Origin of the sequence: Enterobacter cloacae complex sp. P40C2, assembly GCF_014930695.1 — a bacterium.
GTDB classification, from domain to species: domain Bacteria; phylum Pseudomonadota; class Gammaproteobacteria; order Enterobacterales; family Enterobacteriaceae; genus Enterobacter; species Enterobacter pasteurii.
This window is the reverse complement of the sequence record NZ_JADBRP010000001.1, coordinates 450912-472699: the sequence shown is the minus strand read 5'-3', so window position 1 is coordinate 472699 and position 21788 is coordinate 450912. Positions and strand designations below refer to the sequence as shown.

General features: G+C 58.0%; 16 protein-coding genes. 7 read left to right on the top strand and 9 right to left on the bottom strand.

Translation table 11 applies throughout. The annotated features are described in order from the left end of the window. Positions 1-357: 357 nt before the first annotated feature. From pntA to IM304_RS02200, 3 genes are all read left to right on the top strand, one after another. Positions 358-1887 (top strand): Re/Si-specific NAD(P)(+) transhydrogenase subunit alpha, encoded by a 1530-nt coding sequence (pntA, locus tag IM304_RS02210; protein WP_032673495.1) that lies wholly within the window; start codon positions 358-360, stop codon positions 1885-1887. Between the two features lie 10 nt (positions 1888-1897). Next, positions 1898-3286 (top strand): Re/Si-specific NAD(P)(+) transhydrogenase subunit beta, encoded by a 1389-nt coding sequence (gene pntB, locus IM304_RS02205; RefSeq protein WP_148418834.1) that lies wholly within the window; start codon positions 1898-1900, stop codon positions 3284-3286. Between the two features lie 107 nt (positions 3287-3393). After that, the gene (locus tag IM304_RS02200; protein WP_193356176.1) at positions 3394-4506 is read left to right on the top strand and encodes a mechanosensitive ion channel family protein; all 1113 of its coding nucleotides are present in this window, start codon (positions 3394-3396) and stop codon (positions 4504-4506) included. 38 nt (positions 4507-4544) lie between these two features. Here IM304_RS02200 and uspE read toward each other — a convergent pair whose 3' ends face one another. The 6 genes from uspE to IM304_RS02170 all read right to left on the bottom strand — a co-directional run bounded on the left by uspE (position 4545) and on the right by IM304_RS02170 (position 11418). Further along, on the bottom strand, positions 4545-5495 hold the full coding sequence (gene uspE / locus IM304_RS02195; protein WP_148418830.1) for a universal stress protein UspE: 951 nt from the start codon (positions 5493-5495) through the stop codon (positions 4545-4547). A 137-nt stretch (positions 5496-5632) separates the two neighbouring features. After that, positions 5633-6385, bottom strand: coding sequence for a fumarate/nitrate reduction transcriptional regulator Fnr (fnr, locus tag IM304_RS02190; RefSeq protein WP_014070017.1), 753 nt, complete (start codon positions 6383-6385; stop codon positions 5633-5635). A 183-nt stretch (positions 6386-6568) separates the two neighbouring features. Continuing rightward, positions 6569-7084: a methylated-DNA--[protein]-cysteine S-methyltransferase gene (gene ogt, locus IM304_RS02185; protein WP_176610483.1), complete on the bottom strand. Its 516-nt coding sequence runs from the start codon at positions 7082-7084 to the stop codon at positions 6569-6571. 10 nt (positions 7085-7094) lie between these two features. Beyond that, positions 7095-8621 (bottom strand): p-aminobenzoyl-glutamate transporter, encoded by a 1527-nt coding sequence (gene abgT / locus IM304_RS02180; RefSeq protein ID WP_193356175.1) that lies wholly within the window; start codon positions 8619-8621, stop codon positions 7095-7097. A 41-nt stretch (positions 8622-8662) separates the two neighbouring features. Next, complete coding sequence (locus tag IM304_RS02175) at positions 8663-10108, bottom strand: M20 family metallopeptidase (RefSeq protein WP_193356174.1); 1446 nt, start codon at positions 10106-10108, stop codon at positions 8663-8665. After that, entirely contained in the window at positions 10108-11418 is a 1311-nt protein-coding gene (locus IM304_RS02170) for a M20 family metallo-hydrolase (protein WP_193356173.1), read from the bottom strand. The genes IM304_RS02175 and IM304_RS02170 overlap by 1 nt, the downstream gene beginning before the upstream one ends. A 175-nt stretch (positions 11419-11593) precedes the next feature. Here IM304_RS02170 and IM304_RS02165 point away from each other — a divergent pair, with 175 nt between their 5' ends. Next, positions 11594-12502 (top strand): LysR family transcriptional regulator, encoded by a 909-nt coding sequence (locus IM304_RS02165; RefSeq protein WP_193356172.1) that lies wholly within the window; start codon positions 11594-11596, stop codon positions 12500-12502. A 348-nt stretch (positions 12503-12850) separates the two neighbouring features. After that, entirely contained in the window at positions 12851-13414 is a 564-nt protein-coding gene (smrA, locus tag IM304_RS02160) for a DNA endonuclease SmrA (protein WP_193356171.1), read from the top strand. Positions 13415-13450: 36 nt separating this feature from the next. Here smrA and IM304_RS02155 read toward each other — a convergent pair whose 3' ends face one another. After that, positions 13451-15112 (bottom strand): methyl-accepting chemotaxis protein, encoded by a 1662-nt coding sequence (locus IM304_RS02155; RefSeq protein ID WP_148418817.1) that lies wholly within the window; start codon positions 15110-15112, stop codon positions 13451-13453. A gap of 145 nt (positions 15113-15257) precedes the next feature. On the opposite strand from IM304_RS02155, the gene IM304_RS02150 reads away from it, so the two are divergent. Continuing rightward, positions 15258-16124 carry an aldo/keto reductase family oxidoreductase gene (locus tag IM304_RS02150; protein ID WP_193356170.1) on the top strand — a complete coding sequence of 289 codons (867 nt, stop codon included), beginning with the start codon at positions 15258-15260 and terminating at the stop codon, positions 16122-16124. Between the two features lie 40 nt (positions 16125-16164). Here IM304_RS02150 and IM304_RS02145 read toward each other — a convergent pair whose 3' ends face one another. Then, positions 16165-16365: a hypothetical protein gene (locus IM304_RS02145; protein WP_148418813.1), complete on the bottom strand. Its 201-nt coding sequence runs from the start codon at positions 16363-16365 to the stop codon at positions 16165-16167. Between the two features lie 635 nt (positions 16366-17000). On the opposite strand from IM304_RS02145, the gene IM304_RS02140 reads away from it, so the two are divergent. After that, positions 17001-19430 carry a membrane-bound PQQ-dependent dehydrogenase, glucose/quinate/shikimate family gene (locus tag IM304_RS02140; RefSeq protein WP_193356169.1) on the top strand — a complete coding sequence of 810 codons (2430 nt, stop codon included), beginning with the start codon at positions 17001-17003 and terminating at the stop codon, positions 19428-19430. An 84-nt stretch (positions 19431-19514) separates the two neighbouring features. Here IM304_RS02140 and pqqF read toward each other — a convergent pair whose 3' ends face one another. Further along, positions 19515-21788 carry a pyrroloquinoline quinone biosynthesis protein PqqF gene (gene pqqF / locus IM304_RS02135; RefSeq protein WP_193356168.1) on the bottom strand — a complete coding sequence of 758 codons (2274 nt, stop codon included), beginning with the start codon at positions 21786-21788 and terminating at the stop codon, positions 19515-19517.

Here is a 21788-nt window from a genome sequence, read left to right as displayed (position 1 = left end):
CAAAACTGATAAAGCATATGACTTTTACAAGTTAATTTAATGTTAATAAGTTGTTCTCTTATGGCGCTATATCATGTTTTTACCGCTCCGCTTGCGCGAATTATCGGTCATGAAGGTGAAATAAAGGTAAATATCTCTGTCAGTGACCCCGATCGCTTATTTTTCACAGATAAAGTAAGAAATAGTGTTTTCTGGCGGTAGATCGCGGGCGCTATTTTCAGTAGGTTATAGAAAGTTTGTTACTGTTTTATTTTCCGGGGTTAATCATGCTTCGCCGTTATGGTACTGGCGAAAAATGAAGCTAGCCGCGGGCAATTATCGACAAACCATCATCAAAAACCGATGGAAGGGAAAACTATGCGTATTGGGGTACCAAAAGAACGGTTAGCCAATGAAACCCGCGTAGCGGCAACACCGAAAACGGTGGAGCAACTGCTTAAGCTGGGGTTCACCGTCGCGATTGAAAGCGGCGCAGGCAAACTGGCAAGTTTCGACGACGAGGCCTTTATTCAGGCTGGCGCGGACGTTGTGGACGGTGCTGAGGTCTGGCAATCACCCATTATTCTGAAGGTAAACGCACCGGAAGAGAGTGAAATTGAACTGCTGAACGCCGGCACCACGCTGGTGAGCTTTGTCTGGCCAGCGCAAAACCCGGAGCTGATGGAGAAGCTGGCGGCACGCGGCGTCACCGTGATGGCGATGGACTCCGTGCCGCGTATTTCGCGCGCGCAGTCTCTGGATGCGCTGAGCTCTATGGCGAACATCGCTGGCTATCGCGCGATTGTCGAAGCTGCCCATGAGTTTGGTCGCTTCTTTACCGGTCAGATCACCGCGGCAGGTAAAGTGCCGCCTGCAAAAGTGATGGTGATTGGTGCCGGCGTGGCCGGCCTGGCGGCTATCGGTGCGGCAAACAGCCTGGGCGCTATCGTCCGCGCGTTTGACACCCGCCCGGAAGTGAAGGAGCAGGTGCAGAGTATGGGCGCCGAGTTCCTCGAGCTGGACTTCAAGGAAGAAGCGGGCAGCGGTGATGGTTACGCGAAGGTCATGTCTGAAGCGTTTATCAAAGCGGAAATGGCGCTTTTCGCCGCGCAGGCGAAAGAGGTGGACATTATTGTCACCACCGCGCTGATTCCGGGTAAACCGGCACCGAAGCTGATCACCCGCGAAATGGTCGATTCCATGCAGCCGGGCAGCGTCATCGTCGATCTGGCGGCGCAAAACGGCGGTAACTGTGAATACACCGTGCCAAACCAGGTTACTACAACCGCTAACGGCGTGAAGGTGATCGGTTATACCGACCTGCCGGGGCGTCTGCCAACCCAGTCCTCTCAGCTGTACGGCACTAACCTCGTTAACCTGCTGAAGCTGCTCTGCAAAGAGAAAGACGGCAACATCACCGTTGATTTTGACGATGTGGTGGTGCGCGGCGTGACCGTGGTGCGTGAAGGGGAAATCACCTGGCCTGCACCGCCGATCCAGGTTTCCGCTCAGCCGCAGGCGGCCCCGAAAGCGGCGCCCGAGCCAGTTGAGCCTGCGAAGCCTGCCTCACCGTGGCGTAAATACGCCATCATGGCGCTGGTCATCATCCTGTTCGGCTGGCTGGCGGACGTTGCGCCAAAAGAGTTCCTCGGCCACTTCACCGTCTTTGCGCTCTCCTGCGTGGTGGGTTACTACGTCGTGTGGAACGTCTCTCATGCGCTGCATACGCCGCTGATGTCGGTTACCAACGCCATCTCCGGGATTATCGTGGTGGGGGCATTGCTGCAGATTGGTCACGGCGGCTGGATCAGCTTCCTGAGCTTTATTGCGGTGCTGATCGCCAGTATCAATATTTTCGGTGGCTTCACCGTGACTCAGCGCATGCTGAAAATGTTTCGTAAAGGCTAAGGGGTAGCATATGTCTGGAGGATTAGTTACAGCCGCATACATTGTTGCTGCAATCCTGTTTATTTTCAGTCTGGCGGGACTTTCCAAGCACGAAACGTCTCAGCAGGGAAATAACTTTGGTATCGCCGGGATGGCGATTGCGCTGATTGCCACCATCTTCGGGCCGGACACCGGCAACGTGGCGTGGATCCTGGTGGCGATGATCATCGGCGGCGCGATCGGTATTCGCCTGGCGAAACGCGTTGAAATGACCGAGATGCCGGAGCTGGTTGCGATCCTGCACAGCTTCGTGGGGCTGGCGGCGGTGCTGGTGGGCTTTAACAGCTACCTGTACCACGAACCGGGCCTGGAGCCGATTCTGGTTAATATTCATCTCACCGAAGTGTTCCTCGGCATCTTCATCGGTGCGGTCACCTTCACCGGGTCGATCGTGGCGTTTGGCAAACTGCGCGGGAAGATTTCGTCTAAGCCGCTGATGCTGCCTAACCGCCACAAGCTGAACCTCGCGGCGCTGGTGGTGTCCTTTGTGCTGCTGGTTGTCTTCGTTCGTACCGAAAGCGTAGGCCTGCAGGTGCTGGCTCTCCTGGTGATGACCATCATCGCGCTGGCGTTCGGCTGGCATCTGGTGGCCTCTATCGGCGGGGCCGACATGCCGGTGGTGGTTTCCATGCTGAACTCCTACTCCGGTTGGGCAGCGGCGGCGGCTGGCTTCATGCTGAGCAACGACCTGCTGATTGTCACCGGTGCGCTGGTGGGCTCTTCCGGTGCGATCCTGTCTTACATCATGTGTAAGGCGATGAACCGTTCGTTTATCAGCGTCATCGCCGGTGGCTTCGGCACGGACGGCTCCTCTACCGGCTCTGATGAGGAAGTGGGCGAGCACCGCGAGATCGGCGCGGAAGAGACCGCCGAGATGCTGAAAAACTCGCATTCCGTCATCATCACCCCGGGCTACGGCATGGCGGTGGCGCAGGCGCAGTATCCGGTGGCGGAAATCACCGAGAAGCTGCGCGCGCGCGGGATCAAGGTTCGCTTTGGTATTCACCCGGTGGCGGGGCGTCTGCCGGGCCACATGAACGTGCTGCTGGCGGAAGCGAAAGTGCCTTACGACATCGTGCTGGAGATGGACGAGATCAACGATGATTTCGCCGATACTGACACCGTGCTGGTCATTGGCGCCAACGACACCGTTAACCCGGCGGCACAGGACGATCCGCGTAGCCCGATTGCGGGCATGCCCGTTCTGGAAGTGTGGAAAGCGCAGAACGTGATTGTCTTCAAGCGCTCCATGAACACCGGCTATGCTGGCGTTCAGAACCCGCTTTTCTTCAAGGAAAACACCCACATGCTGTTTGGCGACGCCAAGGCCAGCGTGGATGCGATTCTGAAAGCGCTGTAATTCAGCGTCATCCTGACAAACCGCTCTTCGGGGCGGTTTTCTTATTTCTGCGGCCAGCGTTTCTCCTCTGTCTATACTTTACCCTTTGTGTAATACGAGGAGGTGTAATGCAATTTTTGTCCCGCTTCGACATCATAGAGCTGATGATGACGCCAGCGTTCTGGATTGGTGTCGCCACGGTTGTCTTTGTGACGCTGCTGGTGTACTGGCTGCTGACGCGCCTGATCGCGTTCGTTAAGAAAGGCATCACCACCTGGGGCGACAAGCACCCAACCACTAACCGGATGCGCTTTATCCTGACGGATATGCTTAACCGCACCAGCCGCTTCCTGCTTTTTGTGGTGGCGCTGCTCTTCAGCCTGCGTTTCGTTGACTTACCCGATCGTCTTTTTGGCACCGTGAGCCACGCCTGGTTCCTGGTCTTCGCGATCCAGGTGGCGCTGTGGATGGATCAGGGGGTTGTGTCGTGGCTTCGTCACGTCATGCTGGCGCCGGGAAGCCATAAAAACCCGGTTACGCTGGTGATCACGGGGCTTATCCTCCGTGCCATCGTCTGGTCAGTGATGCTGCTGTCTATTCTTGCTAACGCGGGCGTCAACATCACTGCTCTGGTTGCCAGCCTTGGGGTAGGGGGTATCGCTATCGCCCTCGCGGTGCAAACGATCCTGAGCGATGTCTTTGCATCCCTTTCCATCGGCTTTGACAAGCCGTTCGAGATTGGCGATTTTGTGGTGTTCAACGACGTGGCGGGGACGGTAGAGCATATTGGCCTGAAAACCACCCGCATCCGCAGCCTGAGCGGGGAGCAGATTGTCTGCGGGAACGCCATTCTGCTGCAACAGACGCTGCATAACTATAAGCGAATGCAGACGCGGCGGATCGTCTTTACCTTCGGCGTGGCCAGCGACACGGCGCCGGACAAGCTGCGCTCCGTGGGCGAAATGGTGAAGCAGATCATCACGGACGTCGGCGAAACGAAGTTTGACCGCGCCCATTTCCTGGGCTTCGATCGCGATCGCCTGACCTTCGAGGTTGTCCATATCGTCAATACGGCAGATTACAACAAGTACATGGATATTCAGCAGGAGATCAATATCCGTATTCTGGAAGGGCTAAACCAGCTGGAGATCAGGCTGGCGCTGCCGAGCATGGTTCTGCACGCGCCCTGGATGAATGCTGGCGACGAGGCGCCACCGCAACGCGTGAGCGAAGCGCAATAAAAAAAGCCCGCCTTACCGGCGGGCTTTCTATTTCTGGATTAATCGTCTTCCTCATCGTCCAGTTCAACCGGCGTCTGGTACTGGTCCGGTTTAATGACCAACAGGTCGCAGCGCAGATGGTCGATGACCTGCTCGGCGGTATTCCCCAGGAACGCGGCAGAAATACCGGTACGACCGATGGTGCCCAGCACCACAATCCCGGCCTGCAAATGTTCCGCCAGATCCGGAATAACCTCTTCCGGTAACCCTTTTTCTACGTGGGTCATGTTCTCGTCAATGCTGAATTTCTGGCGCAGCGCCTTCATAGCCAGCAGATGCTGGCCGCGAATCGCGTCGTTATACACGCTCGGATCAAATTCAGGCAGTTCGATGGCGATATTGATTGGCGTAACCGGATACGCCCCCACCAGATGCACTTCGGTGTGGTTTACCTGGTCGGCAAGCTGAAGGGTCTCCTTCACCAGCTTCTCGTTCAGCGAATTGTGATAATCCTCTTCGCTGGCCAGGTTGACCGCCACGACGGCTTTGCCGCCCTCGGGCCACGGCTGATCTTTCACCATCCATACCGGGCAAGGGCATTTGCGCAGCAGGTGCCAGTCGGTTGGGGTGAAGATAACGGATTCCAGCTTGTCGTGCTGGTGCGCCATTTTCAGCAGCAGGTCATGCCCGCCGGCCACCACTTCCTGGATGATGGCTTCGAAAGGCCTGTTGTGCCAGACCACTTTAATATCGATAGGTACGCCCGCTTCCAGGTAATATTTCGCCTGCTCGCGGATCCACGCGGTACGCTGGCCGATCACTCCCTGACGCATAGCGGTACGCTCGTCAGGCGACAGAAGGGTGGTCATCTCGTATGAGAAGTCATAAATCGGCAAAAACGCTTTAATTTTGCCACCAATCCGTTGATGTAAATACACAGCACGTCGTAATGCCGGCTGATCGTCCTGGTTAGGATCGATAGCCACCAGCATGTTTTGATACTTTGCCATACAGGTCTCCTTACTACTGTCACCACAGTCTGTAAGTAAAAGAGTAACCTATATATCTTGAATGAAACAGGGGGGAAGTTTTTGCCAGATCAATAATTACGAAAATTTATCGACCTGGCATTCGTTATCCGGGAGGGTTATGCCACGTTGCGGGAGTGACCGGCCAGAACCGCCAGCGCTTCGCCATTTTCGATGGTGATGTACTTACCTTTAACCGCCAGCATGCCGCTCTTCTGGAAACGACCCAGCAGACGGCTGATGGTTTCCACGGTCAGGCCCAGATAGTTACCGATATCGCCACGCGTCATGGTCAGACGGAATTCGCGCGGCGAGAAACCACGTTCCGCGAAACGGCGGGAGAGGTTATAGATAAAGGCGGCCAGACGCTCTTCTGCATTCTTCTTGGAAAGCAGCAGGATCATATCCTGATCGCCCTTGATCTCACCGCTCATCAGACGCATCATCTGCTGACGCAGGTTCGGCATCTTACCGGAGAGATCGTCCAGCGTCTCAAACGGGATTTCGCAGACCATAGAGGTTTCCAGCGCCTGAGCAAAGCTCGGGTGATGGCCTGTGCCGATGGCGTCAAAGCCTACCAGGTCGCCCGCCAGGTGGAAGCCGGTGATCTGCTCGTCGCCCTGTTCGGTGATGGTGTAGCTTTTGATGGTGCCAGAACGGATAGCATAGAGCGATTTCAGTTCGTCTCCCGCCTTAAACAGCGTCTGCCCTTTCTGAATAGGCTTTTTGCGCTCGATAATGTTGTCAAGCTGATCGAGTTCGTGCTCATTCAGGGTAAACGGGATACAGAGCTGGCTGATGCTGCAATCCTGGCAATGGATAGCACAACCGCCAGACTGAATGCGTCGTATAATTCGCTTTTCCGGGATCATAGGTTTGCTCAAGCCTTAATTGATATTGGTCAATTTTAACATCTTTTTGGTAAGTACGTAAGCCTGGCAAACCCCCAATAGCGACAAGAGACGGCAACGTGTTGCCATCTCATTGAAATTCCACAGAATGATTAAGGATTACTGGCCTAACCGGAAGAAAATTAAGCACTAAAAGCCTGGGATCTACAGCAGCAGATACCCTTCATGACGCAGCAGCCACTCCTTGCGCTGCACCCCCCCGGCATAGCCGGTCATGGTGCCGTTGCGTCCAATGACGCGGTGGCAAGGCACGACAATGCTGACCGGGTTAGAGCCGTTTGCCGCACCCACCGCGCGCGCCGCGCCGGCACGGCCAAGCTGCTCTGCCAGCTGACCATAATGCATCACCTGGCCACAGGGGATATTACGCAGCGCCTGCCACACCTCGCGCTGAAAAGGGGTTCCCGCCGTAGCGGTTGGCAGGGTAGTAATGATGCCGAGATCGCCTTCGAAGTAGGCCGTCAGCTTATCGCTTAGCCCGCCCGGATTGCTGGCGGCGATGCGCTCGTAACCCTGGGCGCGATAATGGATGTTGAGCAGCTCAACCATCCGGTCGCTGTGTTCTTCCCATTCAACGGCGCGCAGATTGAACGCTTCATCCGCGATAACCCACAGCGGACCCAGCGGCGTCGCAATCTTGTCTTCGAGTAATCTCAGCATCAATATTCCTTCAGTTCAGCCTCGGGTAAATACCCGGCCCAATCGGCAGGCCGACAAGATACCATGCCACCAGCATCACCAGCCATACCCCTAAAAAGATAAGCGGATAGGGCAAGACCAGCGAATAGTAGGTACCCAGTCTCGCCTCCGGCCTGTAGCGTTGCAGGAAGCCCAAAAACAGCGGCACGAAGGGGGAGACGGGCGCCAGCGGGATCACCGACGAGTCGGCGACGCGGAACAGGATCTGGGCGAACGCCGGGTGGAAGCCCAGCATCATAAACATCGGTACAAAGATGGGGGCCAGAATTGACCAGATGGCCGAACCGCTGGCAATAAACATGCACAGCAGGGATGACAGCAGCGCCAGGCCAACAAACGCCGGAACGCCGCTTAACCCCGCCGCCTCCAGCGCGTCCGTCAGGCTAACGGCCATAAACTTGCCCATGTTGCTCCAGTTAAACATAGCCACGAACTGCGCTAGCGGAAACACCATCACAATGAACCCGGCCATCTCTTTCATCGGCTCGATCATCAGATGCGGCAGATCCCCCTGTCGGCGTATTTTGCCGGTGGCGATGCCGTACGCGAGCGAAACGACAAAGAAGAAGAGGATAATCAGCGGCACAATGCCCTGAATGAAGGGCGAAGGCAGAACGGTGTGCTTAACCGGGTCGCGAAGCACGCCGTTTTCCGGTACCACCATTAGCGCCACCGCCGCGATAAACGCCAGCGAGACGAACCCCGCGACGCGCAGGCCAAACTGCTGCTCTTTGCTCAGCGTCTCAAGCTTTTCATCGCTACGGCCTTCCCATTTCCCTAAGCGCGGCTCGATGATTTTATCGGTAATCAGCCCGCCGACAATCGTCAGGACAATGACCGAGCTGGCCATAAAGTACCAGTTGTCGATCACGCTGACGTGCACGGCGGCGTCGATGGTTTTGGCGGCCTCGGTGCTGATGCCGGAAAGCAGCACGTCGGTGGTGACGATCAGCAGGTTAGCGGTAAACCCGCAGCCCACGCCCGCTATCGCCGACAGCAGCCCTGCAACAGGGTGGCGGCCAACGGCGAGGAAAATCAGCGCCCCCATCGGCGGCATGATCACCAGCGCGGCGTCGGACGAGATATGGCTGAAAAAGGCGATAAACAGCACCATGTAGCTGGCGTAGCGCGCGCTGACGTGAGAGGCCATCTTCACCATCAGCGCGGGCAGCAGGCCCACGCGTTCGGCCAGTCCCGCTCCCAGCACCAGCGCCAGAATGGCGCCCAGGGGGGCAAATCCGCTGAAGTTTTTAATTACGTTCGGTAAAAACCAGTGCAGCCCTTCAACGCTGAGCAGGTTTTTTACCGCCACCATGCTGCCGTCGGCCGGGCTGCGCACGCTGACATCAAAGGCCGACAGCACGGCAGTCGCGACCATCAAAATTACAATCAGATAGATAAAAAGCAGGAAAGGGTGCGGCACTTTATTGCCGATCCTTTCCACCCAGCCATAGAGCTTACCGGATGGGGAATGCGAAGGTATGGATGACATACTCATGGGCGTTCCTCGGGACTGTTGTGTTGTTGTGTTGTGTTTTTTTATTTTAAAGGTGACGGCGTCACGCCCGGTGGGATCGGACACGCGTACGGTTTTTCTTGTGTTTGTTGTTCGAACTCTTCACGGCATTTATTCAGCAGGTCGGCATCCTGTAGCAGGTTGAGCGCCGTGGCCCCCATCACTTTTCCGGCCAGCAGCATGCCTTTATGGGCAATGGAGGTACGCCCCTGCGCCACGAGTTGCCAGGTATGCAGCGGCGTGCCAACGGTAAAGCAGGGGCTGAAGCACTGGGCGACAGGCATTTTCCAGCTGACGTCGCCCACGTCGGTTGACCCTGCCAGCACGTTGTCGGTGATGGCATAGGGGGCGACTTCATCCACCAGCAGCGTCTCCTGGTGACGGCGTGCAAAGGCTTTACCCAACTCCCCACCGGTGGCGGCAATATTTTTCAGGCTGTTTTGCAGGTCGTTCGGGGTCAGCGTAGCCCGAATTTCACGGGCGAAGTCCCGCTCCTCTTCCGTCCATGCCGGCGTGCCGTAATGCTGCAACGCGCGGTACATCGCCGCCTCGAGCGTGCGGTTTGGCAGATAGCTTGAGCAGGCTTTATCAAAGCGACACTCGACGGTGGTTTCGGTCATCATCGCCGCCCCCTGGGCGATTTTCTCGATGCGTTCGTAAATCTGCTGCGCATCGGCCATCTCCGGGGCGCGGATCAGGTACAGCACCTCCGCCTGCGCCTGCACCACGTTGGGGGAAATGCCGCCGGTATCGGTAATGGCGTAATGGACGCGCGCTTTCTCAATGATGTGTTCGTTGAGGAAGTTGGTGCCGGTGGTCATCAGCGTCACGGCGTCCAGCGCGCTGCGTCCCAGATGCGGAGAGTTTGCCGCATGGGCCGCGATCCCCTTAAACCGCCAGGCGGCCTGAATATTGGCCAGCGTGCTGACGTTAAACATCCCGGCGAAGGCTTCCGGGTGCCAGGTGACGGCGGCGTCCACATCGTCAAATAACCCTTCACGCACCATGAAGGTTTTACCTGAGCCGCCTTCCTCGCCCGGGCAGCCGTAAAAACGCACCGTTCCGCCGCCGCCGTGCTGCTCCAGCCAGCTTTTCACCGCCACCGCGCCGGCGACGGCAGCGGTACCTAACAGGTTATGCCCGCAGCCGTGGCCGTTCGCCCCCGGCGTGGCGGATTGCGCCGTCGCGCAATGTGCCTGCTGGCTTAATCCTGCCAGCGCGTCGTACTCGCCCAGCAGGGCAACAACGGGCCTGCCGCTGCCGTAGCTGGCAATAAAGGCGTTGGGAATGCCGCCGGCTTCCCGCGTCAGGGTAAAGCCCTCGGCCTCCAGCGCGCCGGCAAGCCGTTCGGCTGACCAGAACTCTTCAAAACGCGTTTCGGGATGATCCCAGATGTCGTCGGCAATATCGGTAAACGTCCGACATCGCGTGTCGATGGCATCGGCGATAAAAGCGTAGTTCTCCTGCATTACACACCTCGCGTCCACGGGAAATTAAGCGCAGCTCGCGCCAGCGTTTCGATGGCAACGTTCATCACCTGCTCATCGAAATCGAATTTTTCGTTGTGATGTCCGGCGCTGAGCCCGGTGCCGAACACCATGTAGGAGGCCATTCCGCCGTTCTGCTGCACGCGGGCCATCATCAGCGTCGCATCTTCGGAGCCGGCAGGCGCGTTGACCCTGTCAATGGCGTGAGCAATGCCGGAAACCTGGCCTGCCTGTTCGCGAAGGTAGTCGACCCAGGCCGGAGAGGGGGCGCTGGAGGTCGCCGCCCCCATCAGGCTTATCTCAGCCGATACGCCGTAAAGCGCCGCTGCGCCGTGAATTACCGCCTGCGCGCGGTCAAAGACGTACTGGTTAATTGCGTCGCTTTCGCCGCGGGTTTCAACCTTAAGCAGCGCGTAGGCGGGCACCACGTTGCGTCCGCTGCCCGCCTGCATCACCCCCACGTTGACGCGGGACGCGCCTTCGCTGTGGGGCGCAATGCCGTGCAGCGCGATAGCGGCCTGGGCCGCCGCGAGCAGGGCGTTACGGCCATCCTCCGGCTTACCGCCCGCGTGTGCGGCGACGCCGGTAAAGCGCGCGTCAAATTTGGTGGTCGCCATAAAGTTATCGCTGCCGCAGACCGCCGTTCCGGCAGGCACGCCGGTCCCTATGTGGATGGCGGTAAAGTAGTCCACGCCGTCCAGCGCGCCTGCGGCTACCATGGCGCGCGCGCCGCGCGTGCCCTCTTCGGCGGGCTGGAAGATCAGCCTGACGGTGCCGTTGAGCCGCGCTTCATTCTGCTTAAGCACCCGCGCCAGACCCAGTCCGATGGTGGTGTGCCCGTCGTGGCCGCAGGCGTGCATCATGCCGGGGTTGCAGGAGGCAAAACCCTCGCGGAACGGGCGATGGCTGTCGTCTAGCGCCTCGCTCAGATCAAGCGCGTCCATGTCCACGCGAAAGGCCAGGGTCGGGCCGGGACGGCCGGTATTCAGGGTAGCGACGATGCCGGTGAATCCACCCTCGAACGGGGCGAGCCATTTCTCGGGCGCGCCCTGCGCGCGGGCCCGGTCAAACTCTCGCGAAAGGGTGGCATCGTCGGGCAAACCCATTCGGCTTTCGGCGTCCACCACGTCGCGGCCCATCGCCAGTTCGTAACCCAGCGAGTTGAGGATTTCCGCCACCTTCGCCGCGGTACGAAACTCTACCCAGCCGGATTCCGCAAAATGGTGAAAATCGCGACGCCACGCGCTCAGCTGTGGGGTTAACGTCTGGATGTACTGCGCCAGTGTGTCCATATCTGTTCCTGTCATCATTAAAATATGTGAACTGCTTCACGCTGTGATAGTTTTTACTTATCACTAACCGATTTTTCACAGTTTTAACCGTTCAGGAATTACCCTCGCACATCCCTTTCCATTAAAGTAGATGACAGTTTCTTTACTCTGATAAACAACGGTTATCGGTCGCGATATGTCATTTCAGATTAAATTTCATCAAATCAGGGCGTTTGTTGAAGTGGCGCGCCAGGGCAGCATTCGCGGCGCCAGCAGGACGCTTAACCTCTCGCAGCCCGCGCTGACCAAATCCATCAAAGAGCTGGAGGAGGGGATGGCGGCGCAGCTGTTTGTGCGCCGGAGCAAAGGCGTCGCCCTGACCGAGTGCGGGGAAGGGTTTTACCACCGCGCAAATTTGATTCTGGAAGAGCTGCGCGCCGCGCAGGATGACATCCGCCAACGTCAGGGCGAGCTCGCGGGGCAGATCAGCATAGGCATGGGGGCAAGCATCTCACGCAGCCTGATGCCGAGAGTGATTACGCGCTTTCACGCGCGGCATCCTCAGGTCAACGTGCGAATTATGGAAGGCCAGCTGGTATCGATGATAAATGAGTTACGCCAGGGCGAGCTGGATTTTACCATCAACACCTATTATCAGGGGCCGTACGATCACGAATTTACGTTTGAAAAGCTGTTTGAAAAACCGTTTGCCGTTTTTTGTCGGGAAGGGCATCCGGCGACGGGAGCAACCTCCATTAATGAACTTCTGCAATATAGCTGGACAATGCCAACCCCTCGCGGAAGTTATTATAAGCAGCTGCAGGATATCTTTACCCACCGCGCGCAAATACCGCGAATTGGCGTAGTCTGTGAGACCTTTTCTTCCTGTATTAGCCTGGTGGCGCAAAGTGACTTTATCAGCATTTTGCCGCAGGAGCTGGGCTGTGACCCGCTGCTGGCGCACCGTCTGGTGATGCTGCCGGTTGCCGAATCCCTTCCCAAAGCGGCATATTATTTAATTCAGCGACGAGATTCGCGCCAGACCCCGCTTGCCGAATCGTTAATAACGCTATTCAGAAGGGAAGCCAGAAATATTATTTGCTGATAATATCGACAATAAAAAAATAGAGTCTGCCCGACATCAGACAGACCCTACAGTACACACGGTCGTGCATCCTTTCGGGGATCCTACATGTATTATCCCTTTGGCAGGTTTAATAAGTTATAACAGGTTTTCTTTAAAAGAGAAGGGCGTTGAGTGACTGATTTCACGAATTTTTAACGTAAATTATTTTATTTATTAAGGCTAAAATTTACGTTAAGTTTCGATTAAATATTTTTCGGGTTATATTTATATATATTCATCGGGTAAATATTTGCCCTTACCCGGGGTTGTTGAGACCCGTATCGGGCGCAGGTATAGTACAGGCTCAGATGCAGCCGGAGGATTTCCATGAACCCTGACGACAAATCACTTTTTCTTGACGCCATGGAGGATGTCCAGCCGCTCAAACGCTGCGCGGATATTCACTGGCAGCAGAGCCGCAACGCGCGGGCGCGTCAGGAGATCGATACTGAGCAGCTCGACAATTTTCTGACGCTGGGATTTCTGGAACTGCTGCCGCTTGAAGAACCGCTGATGTTCCAGCGTGAAGGGGTACAGCAGGGAGTCTTTGAAAAATTGCGTTCCGGCAAATATTCCCGTCAGGCCAGCTTAACGCTGCTGCGCCAGCCTGTGGAGCAGTGCCGCCAGATGGTGTATTCCTTTATTCGCCAGGCCGGACGCGACGGTTTACGCAATCTGATCGTCGTGCATGGTAAAGGGCGAGAGCAGAAGTCTCACCCGAACGTGGTGCGCAGCTATCTTGCGCGCTGGCTGACCGAGTTTGACGAGGTGCAGGCATTTTGCGAAGCGCAGCCGCACCACGGCGGCAGTGGAACATGCTACGTCTCGCTGCGTAAGTCAGATGACGCGAAGCGGGAGAACTGGGAGCGCCACGCCAAGCGCAGCCGCTGATCGGGCAGGCGAGCGATATGCCCGCCCGCCCGTGACTCAGAAGGTTTCCCAGTTAGCGTCTGACGCGTTCGCCCCTGCCGTTGACGGGCGCAGCAGTACGGGCGTTTTTACGTTTTTAGGGCGAGATGCAGTGGCTTCCTGGGCGTTCAGCCTGAATGCCGCCACCGCCTGGCGCAGCTGTTCAGACTGATCCTCCAGCGCCGCTGCCGCGGTTGCCGACTCCTGTACCAGCGCGGCGTTTTGCTGCGTTACGCTGTCCATCTGCGAGACCGCCAGGCTGACCTGCTCAATACCCCGGCTCTGCTCGTCAGACGCCGACGAGATTTCACCCATAATATCGGTGACGCGGGTTACGGCGGCGACGATCTCCTGCATGGTCGCACCCGCCTCGCTCACCTGTTCAGAGCCCGTATTTACCCGGCTGACGGAGTTCTCGATAAGCCCCTTGATCTCTTTTGCCGCCTGCGCGCTGCGGCTGGCCAGCGTGCGCACTTCGCCTGCCACGACCGCAAAGCCGCGGCCCTGTTCTCCCGCACGAGCGGCCTCAACCGCCGCGTTGAGCGCCAGAATGTTGGTCTGGAAGGCAATGCTGTCGATCACGCCGGTAATATGCGCGATTTGCCGCGAGCTGTCGGCAATATCGTTCATGGTGCGCACCACGTTATCCACCACCTGGCCGCCGCGCGCGGCCGTTTCGGAGGCGTTCTTCGCCAGCAGCGTGGCCTGACGGGCGTTGTCGGAGTTCTGCCTGACCGTGGCTGTCAGCTCTTCCATGCTGGCGGCGGTCTCCTCCAGCGAGGCGGCCTGCTGTTCGGTTCGTGCAGACAGGTCGTTACTCCCGGCGGCTATTTCACCTGCGCCCGTGTAGATGGAGTCCGTGCTGCCGCGCACGGCGCTGACGGTGCGCGCCAGCGACCGCTGCATCTCGTGCAGGCCGGCGGCCAGCTGGCCCATTTCGTTGCGTCCGGAAATATCGACGTTTTGCGTCAGATCGCCGCTCGCGATGGTGCGAATATGGTTCATGATGGTCTTAAGCGGTTTTACCAGCAGGTGCTGCAAACCCTGCCAGATCACCACCAGCACGGCGATGACGGTCAGGAAGATCGTCGCCAGCGTCCACTGCATCTGGGTAAAGCTGCTCTGGTTCTCTTCAGCGGCGGCTTTCAGCAGGACGTTGTTTTCAGCGCGCCAGCGGGCGTACACCGCTTCCATATCGTCCTGCGCCTGCTGGGCGTCCAGGTCGCCATAGGCCTGATAGTTATCGGCGCGCAGATACTCAATCGACAGGCGCATCACCTCGTGCATGTGATTCCACGCTTTCTGCATCTCTGCGGTGAGCGCGGCATTCTGGCCGTTAACCTGCGGTATGTCCTGCCAGTTTTTATAATAGGTTTCGGCCCTGGTCAGCGAGGCGTTCGCGGTGCCGAGCAGGGTATTAATTGCCGCAAGGGACGCGGGATCGCGCTGGTTTTTCAGGTAGCGGATCGCCACCCGGGTAACGGTGACGCGCGTTTTAACCAGCGTGTTTACGCTGTCGCTCAGGCTCTCCTGTTGGGCATTGAGCACCCCGGAGTTCTGGAAGTTATGTCGATCGTTATTCACGGCAGAGTAGAACAACCCTCCCGTGACAACTTGCATCAGACAGAATATGGTGAGTGCAAAGATAATACCGGTAATCACGTGCAGATTTTTCAGCATAGCGGTCGTCCGTAAGAGAAGGTGCAGGGTTACATCAATACTATCGTCGTAGCGAATTTAAACTTTAATTTTACTATTGCTTAACTAATGGTTTCGTTGCGGAACCTGTTGTAAATCCGGATCATTTTTCACGAGGAAGGTCAGCATGAGCAGCATTGATAAAAGCGGAACGTTCACGCTCGGAACGCGTACGGTTAAACGATTTGGCTATGGCGCAATGCAGCTTGCCGGGCCTGGCGTATTTGGCCCGCCAAAAGACAAGCAGGCGGCGCTGGCGGTGCTGCGTGAGGCGGTGGAGTCGGGGGTAAATCACATTGATACCAGCGACTTTTACGGTCCACATGTGACCAACCAGCTCATCTGCGAGGCGCTTCACCCGTATCGGGATGACCTCACTATCGTGACCAAGATTGGAGCCCGGCGCGGGGATGACGCCTCCTGGCTACCGGCGTTTTCCGCCCAGGAGCTGACGAAGGCGGTGCATGACAACTTGCGAAACCTGAAGCTGGACGTGCTGGACGTGGTTAACCTGCGGATCATGTTCAGCGCCCACGGGCCGGCGGAGGGATCGATCGCCGCGCCGCTGAGCACCCTCGCGGAGCTGCAGCACCAGGGGCTGGTTCGTCATATCGGGTTAAGTAACGTCACCGCTTCGCAGGTCGCCGAAGCGCAGAAGCTAGTTGACGTGGTGTGCGTACAGAACATGTACAACGTTGTGCATCGCGGCGACGACGCGTTAGTCGATTCGCTGGCGCAGCAGGGGATTGCCTGGGTGCCGTTCTTCCCATTGGGAGGCTTTACCCCGCTGCAGTCTTCCGGGCTACAGGCGGTGGCGGATTCACTCGACGCAACGCCGATGCAGGTGGCGCTGGCGTGGCTGCTGCAACGTTCGCCAAATATCCTGCTGATCCCGGGTACCTCGTCGCTGGCGCATCTGCGGCAAAACCTGGCGGCAGCGGAACTGGTGCTGCCGCCTGAGGCGCTGGAGACGTTAAATTCGCTGGTGGATTAGTCCCGGCATCAACGAAAGCCCGGCATCCTTCCGGGCTTTTTTATGAGCCCATCTGGCTTTTCTGACGGTGAAGCGCTAACGCTTCCGCCACGATCTCCTGCTTACTTTTACGTGTTTCATACGCCGTAATGCGGATGTACTCCATCAGCGCCGGATCGATACGGGCGCTTAACATCCTCAGCTCTGCCTCCTTTGCTAAACCGCGAGCTACGCGCTTATCGGGATAATCACGGGCTGGCATAGAAAACGTTCTCCAGAAATTGTCTTGTTAATTTGTGCTGTAAAATATGCGCTAGTCTTGTTTGAAAGTCAATGCATAGTGAGCGTGCAGTGATGTGGTTTTTATGGTTTTTGCGTATTAAGTCTTGAGCAAGTGTTAAGATAGTGTTTCTGTTGTCGACGCCGTGAATTCGCTTTTATGCATAAAATAATATTTTCCGTTTTGATAATGAGCGAATTTGCAGCGCGCTGCATTCAATAAAATGATTAATAATTTCTTACTGAAACTTATTTCATCTTTATTCCCGTGCCGGGGTAAGGGTATTATCGAATTAAATCTGCTGGCTGAGCGCCAGGGTGTAAAAATCTGATGTGATGATGCCCGCTCCGCCGTGGATCCCTGATATTCTTCGAATAAGCAACTGTTGGCCGGTCAAATATTCCAGAGCAGGGGAGTTATTTAGCGATATTCAATTATTTCACCCCGATAAGCCCCTGCTATTTCGCTGGTTTTATTTTCTTTCGACGTAATACATTTTGTCTGCGCGCTATTTTTAATTTATGATTCGCATACGAACAATTTGTGTTGTGCAGGGCTAAAGCATCGTAGCTGTCAATTTAGCCTTGTTTTATAAAGAAATCAGGAGATTCATTTTTATGTTAGACAATAATCCCCGCACATCCGGCTGGCTGGGGCTGTGGTGCCTGCTGGTCGGTGTGATACTTCTTGTGACGGGGCTGTTTTTTGCCGTCGGCGGCTTTAAGCTCGTTACCCTTGGGGGCAGCTGGTACTTTCTCATTGCCGGTATTTTCATCCTGCTCTCGGCAATTCAGTTTTTCCGCCGGAAGTCCTCCGCCGTGCTGCTGTTCGCCCTGGTGTTTCTTGGCACCCTGATCTGGGCATTTTTCGATGCTGGCGCAGACTTCTGGCCGCTGGTTTCCCGCTTAATGTTGCCCGCCGGGCTGATGCTGCTGGCTGCAGCAACCTGGCCTGCCTTGCGTAAACGTGAAGGTAAATCTTCCTGTGCAAAAGGGGCGTGGGGAGTCTGCGCGGTTCTTATTATCGCCATGGGCGTCACCTTTGTTCAGATGTTTCAACCCCATCCGACCGTGGCCTTCAGCGGCGAAAAACGCCCGCTGGTGCCGGTCAAAGAAGATGCGAAACAGCAAAACTGGGATCACTACGGCAACACTGCCGGCGGCAGCCGCTTTGTCGCGCTGGACCAGATAACCCGCGACAACGTGAAAAACCTGAAGCCGGTCTGGACGTACCACACCGGCGACGTTCCGGAAAGCCCGGACGGCAATGGCGCAGAAGATCAGCAGACGCCGCTGCAGGTAGGCGATCGGGTCTTCCTGTGTACGCCGCATAACAACGTGATCGCCGTGGATGCCGATAGCGGCAAAGAGATCTGGAAAGCGGAAATCAACGCTAAGTCTGCAATCTGGATGCGCTGCCGTGGCCTGGCGTACTTTGATGCCACTAAACCGCTGGCGCAGCCGACCGTGGCTGGCTCCACGCCGGTTCTTCCGGCGCAGGTCGCGCCGGGCGCAGCGTGCCAGCGTCGCATCCTGATGAATACCATTGACGGTAAGCTGATGGCCTTAGACGCCGACAGCGGGAAGTTCTGCCCTGATTTCGGCACTAACGGCAGCGTCAACCTGCATGAAGGGATGGGCGACGCGTCAGATCCAACCTATGTATTGACGTCGGCCCCAACCCTGGCCGGGACCACTATTGTGGTTGGCGGGCGCGTTGCAGATAACGTTAGCACCGATATGCCGGGCGGGGTGGTGCGCGGTTATGACGTGATCACGGGCCAGCTGCGCTGGGCGTTCGATCCGCGTAATCCGGATCCGAACTACGTTCTGAAGCCGGGCGAACACTACAAACGTAGCTCCGCCAACTCCTGGGCCCCTATGTCCTGGGATGCGTCGATGAATACCGTGTTTATTCCGATGGGAAGTTCCTCCGTCGACCTGTGGGGCGCTGACCGTATTCCGGAAGATCACAAATACGCCACCTCAATCCTGGCGCTGGATGCGACTACCGGGAAAGAGAAGTGGGTATACCAGACCGTGCATAACGACCTCTGGGATTTCGATATTCCGATGCAGCCGAGCCTGGTTGATTTCCCGACCAAAGAGGGCAACAAGCCGGCGGTGGTGGTGGGCACCAAAGCGGGGCAAATTTACGTCCTCGATCGCCTGACGGGTAAGCCGCTTACGGAAGTGAAAGAGGTTCCGGTAAAACCGGCCGATATTCCGCGCGAACAGTATCCAGCAACGCAGCCGCGCTCCGTGGGTATGCCGCAGATTGGCGCGGAGACCCTGAAGGAATCGGATATGTGGGGGGCTACGCCGTTCGACCAGCTGGCCTGTCGTATCAGCTTCAAATCAATGCGTTATGACGGCCTGTACACGATGCCGGGAACCGATGTTTCTCTTAGCTTCCCGGGCTCGCTGGGTGGAATGAACTGGGGCAGTCTGTCCACGGATCCGAACAACCAGTATATCTTCGTCAACGACATGCGCCTGGGCCTGTGGGTTCAGCTGATTAAGCAGGATCCGCAAAGCGCGGTGGCCAACACGGGCGGTGAAGCCGTAAACGCCGGGATGGGCGCCGTTCCCATGAAGGGGACGCCGTACTCGGTTAACAAAAACCGTTTCATGTCACCGCTGGGCATTCCGTGCCAGAAACCACCGTTTGGCTCCCTGTCCGCTATCGATCTGAAAACGCAGAAAATCGTCTGGCAGGTGCCGGTCGGTACCGTTCAGGATACCGGGCCGTTTGGGATTAAAATGCGTATGCCGATGCCTGTCGGTATGCCGACGCTGGGCGGTACGCTGGCCACGCAGGGCGGTCTGGTGTTCATTGCCGGAACCCAGGATTACTACTTGCGCGCGTTCGATTCGTCTACGGGTGAAGAAGTGTGGAAAGCGCGCCTGCCTGTGGGTAGCCAGGGCGGCCCTATCAGCTATGTTTCACCGAAAACCGGCAAGCAGTACATCCTGATTTCCGCCGGCGGCGCGCGCCAGTCGCCGGATCGTGGAGACTACGTGATTGCCTACGCGCTGGATAACTAACCGCGAAAGCAGCCAGGCCCCGTCTTAGTACGGGGCTTTTTTTTGGCGTAAGCATCATGAAGATGAAGAAGGGGACGGTTCAGGTCAGCCAGTGAAAAGCACCCGCCAGCTGCGGCGACGGCGGGCCATCTCGCGGCCCAGCGCGATCGCCTCGTCGTGTTGCAGAGCGTCAATGGCCTGCGGGGTCAGTACCGGTAAACCATAGCGCTGGCGCAGGGCAGCCAGTGCCGTGGCGCTGGCATCCCCCGCCGACCGGGTCTCCGCCGCCAGCTTCTGGCGCAATGCGCCGAACGTCGCCTCATCACACTGCGTCAGCTCACGCAAAAAACGTTTACAGCAGCCCAGCAGATTCAGGGGCGAGCGGTCAGGCGACTGTAACGCCAGCAGCAGGCCGTCCCGGTCGGCAACGCGCTGATAGCGACAGCTGACCACGTAGCCAATCTGCTCCTCCACGCGCAGGCGCTGGAAAAACTGCGGCTCGCACCACAGCGCCAGCAGCCGCAGCGCGGCGAGCGACGCGCCCGGCGGCAGGGGGATAAACACCAGCAGTGCCGAATCCGCGCTGGCGTGCGGGATTCGTTCGATCCCGCGCGGAAAACCGCCAGGCGGCGTGCCGTCAGCGTTTACCGGCGCGTCAAGCAGGGCAAGCAGCCGGCCTGCCCGGCGCGCGTCCCCGGCGCTGCCGCCGGCTAACGCCGCCAGCCAGCCTTCCGGTGGCGAAGCCGGGGCCAGGCGTTCAGGCAGCTGCTGAAGGAGCTGACGGATCGCAATGCCTTCCGCCGCTGGCGTAATAGCCGGTGCGGGACGCGCGAGGCACTCTGCTATTCCCCCGATAATGCGTTCCGCCACCGCGAGGGAGTCAGGCAGCCGCAGGGTAAGCTGCCAGCTGCCGTCGACCGTTTGCCACTCGCCGCTGCCGCCGACATGGCGCAGCCCGGCAAGGAGAGGGCGTAACTGACTGCCGATCGCCACCCCTTCAGACCAGCCAACGCGAGAATAAAAAGGCCTGCGCAGGACAAGCGCTGGCGGCTGCGTCTGCGGGGACACATGCAGCAGCGGAACGGCTTCGGCGGGCAGCGGTGGCGCCGAGCCTGACGCTTTCTGCGGGTAGAACGTAAACGCGATGGGCTTATCCGAAGCCCGCTGACGCCGCCAGCGGCGAAGCGGCAGGGCAAAACCCTGGCTGACGATAGCTTCATCGACGTCCATTTCTTTGCAGGCCAGATAAGAGGCTGGCGCCGCCAGCAGATCGGCACAGAAGGCGGAAAAACCGGCGGGCGACGCGCCGGGCGCAAAGCCAAACGCCCGCTGGCGCAGCTGCTCCAGCGCCGACAGGGCGCTAAAACGCTGCTGCGCCAGCCGGTAGTAGTGCCGCTGCTGCTCCGCCGTCGTTTGCTCTAGCGCCCGCAGCCAGTGCGTCACCTGCTCGTTTATGGCTTCATGCTGCTCGCCGCCAAGCGTAATCGCCAGCCAGCCGCACTCGTCATCCTGATAAAGCCAGTCTAACCCTACGTCTTCGGCCAGCCCGCGCGCCCGTAGTCCGGCTATCAGGCTGCCGGGGGCGTCGTCGAGTAAAAATTCCCGAAACAGAGCGACGTTGTCATTTAACCGGATCGTCGGGCAGCGCCACAGGGCGGGGCGCTCCGCCACCGCCAGCTCATACTCCGCTGGCGCGCTAAGGCGCAGCGGCGGCGCGGCTTCAGGCGCTTCACCTGAAGCAAAACCTGCCGCAAAGGTATGGGCAAGCCCGGCTAAATCATCCAGCGCCTGCGGCCCCTGTAGCCACAGCTGCAGCCGCCCGGCCACATAGTAGCGGCGGTGAAAGTCGCGCAGGGCGGCCTGAAGCGCTTTCGCGTCATGGCCCAGAGAGTCCTGGCTGCCCACCTGAAAGCGGCGAAACGCCGCCGGTGCATCCATCGCGTGGCGCGCCGCGGCTTCACGCCTTGCGCCATCGTGTTGCTGGATGAGCCGGTTTTCCGCATCAATGACCGCGACTTCACGCTGAACGTCATGCAGGGAAAGCAGCGGCGACTGCAGCATATCGCGCAGCCGCGCCACGCCGTCGGACAGGCTATCGGCGGCAACGTCGAAGAAAAAGGCGCAGTGGCGTGCCAGCGTGGTGGCATTAACGCTGCCGCCCTGGCGCTGGACCCAGGCCATTAGCCGCTCGTCGTCCTGATAGCCCTGGCCGCCGCGGAACAGCAGGTGCTCAAGTAAATGCGCCAGCCCGGCGAAGCGCTGCGGCTCGTGATGGCTTCCGGCGCTCACTCGCGCCAGCGCCGCCGCGCGCGTCGCCTGCGGTTGATGAATCAGCGTCGCCCGGATGCCGCCTGCCAGCTCGACGATGCGGGTGTCCAT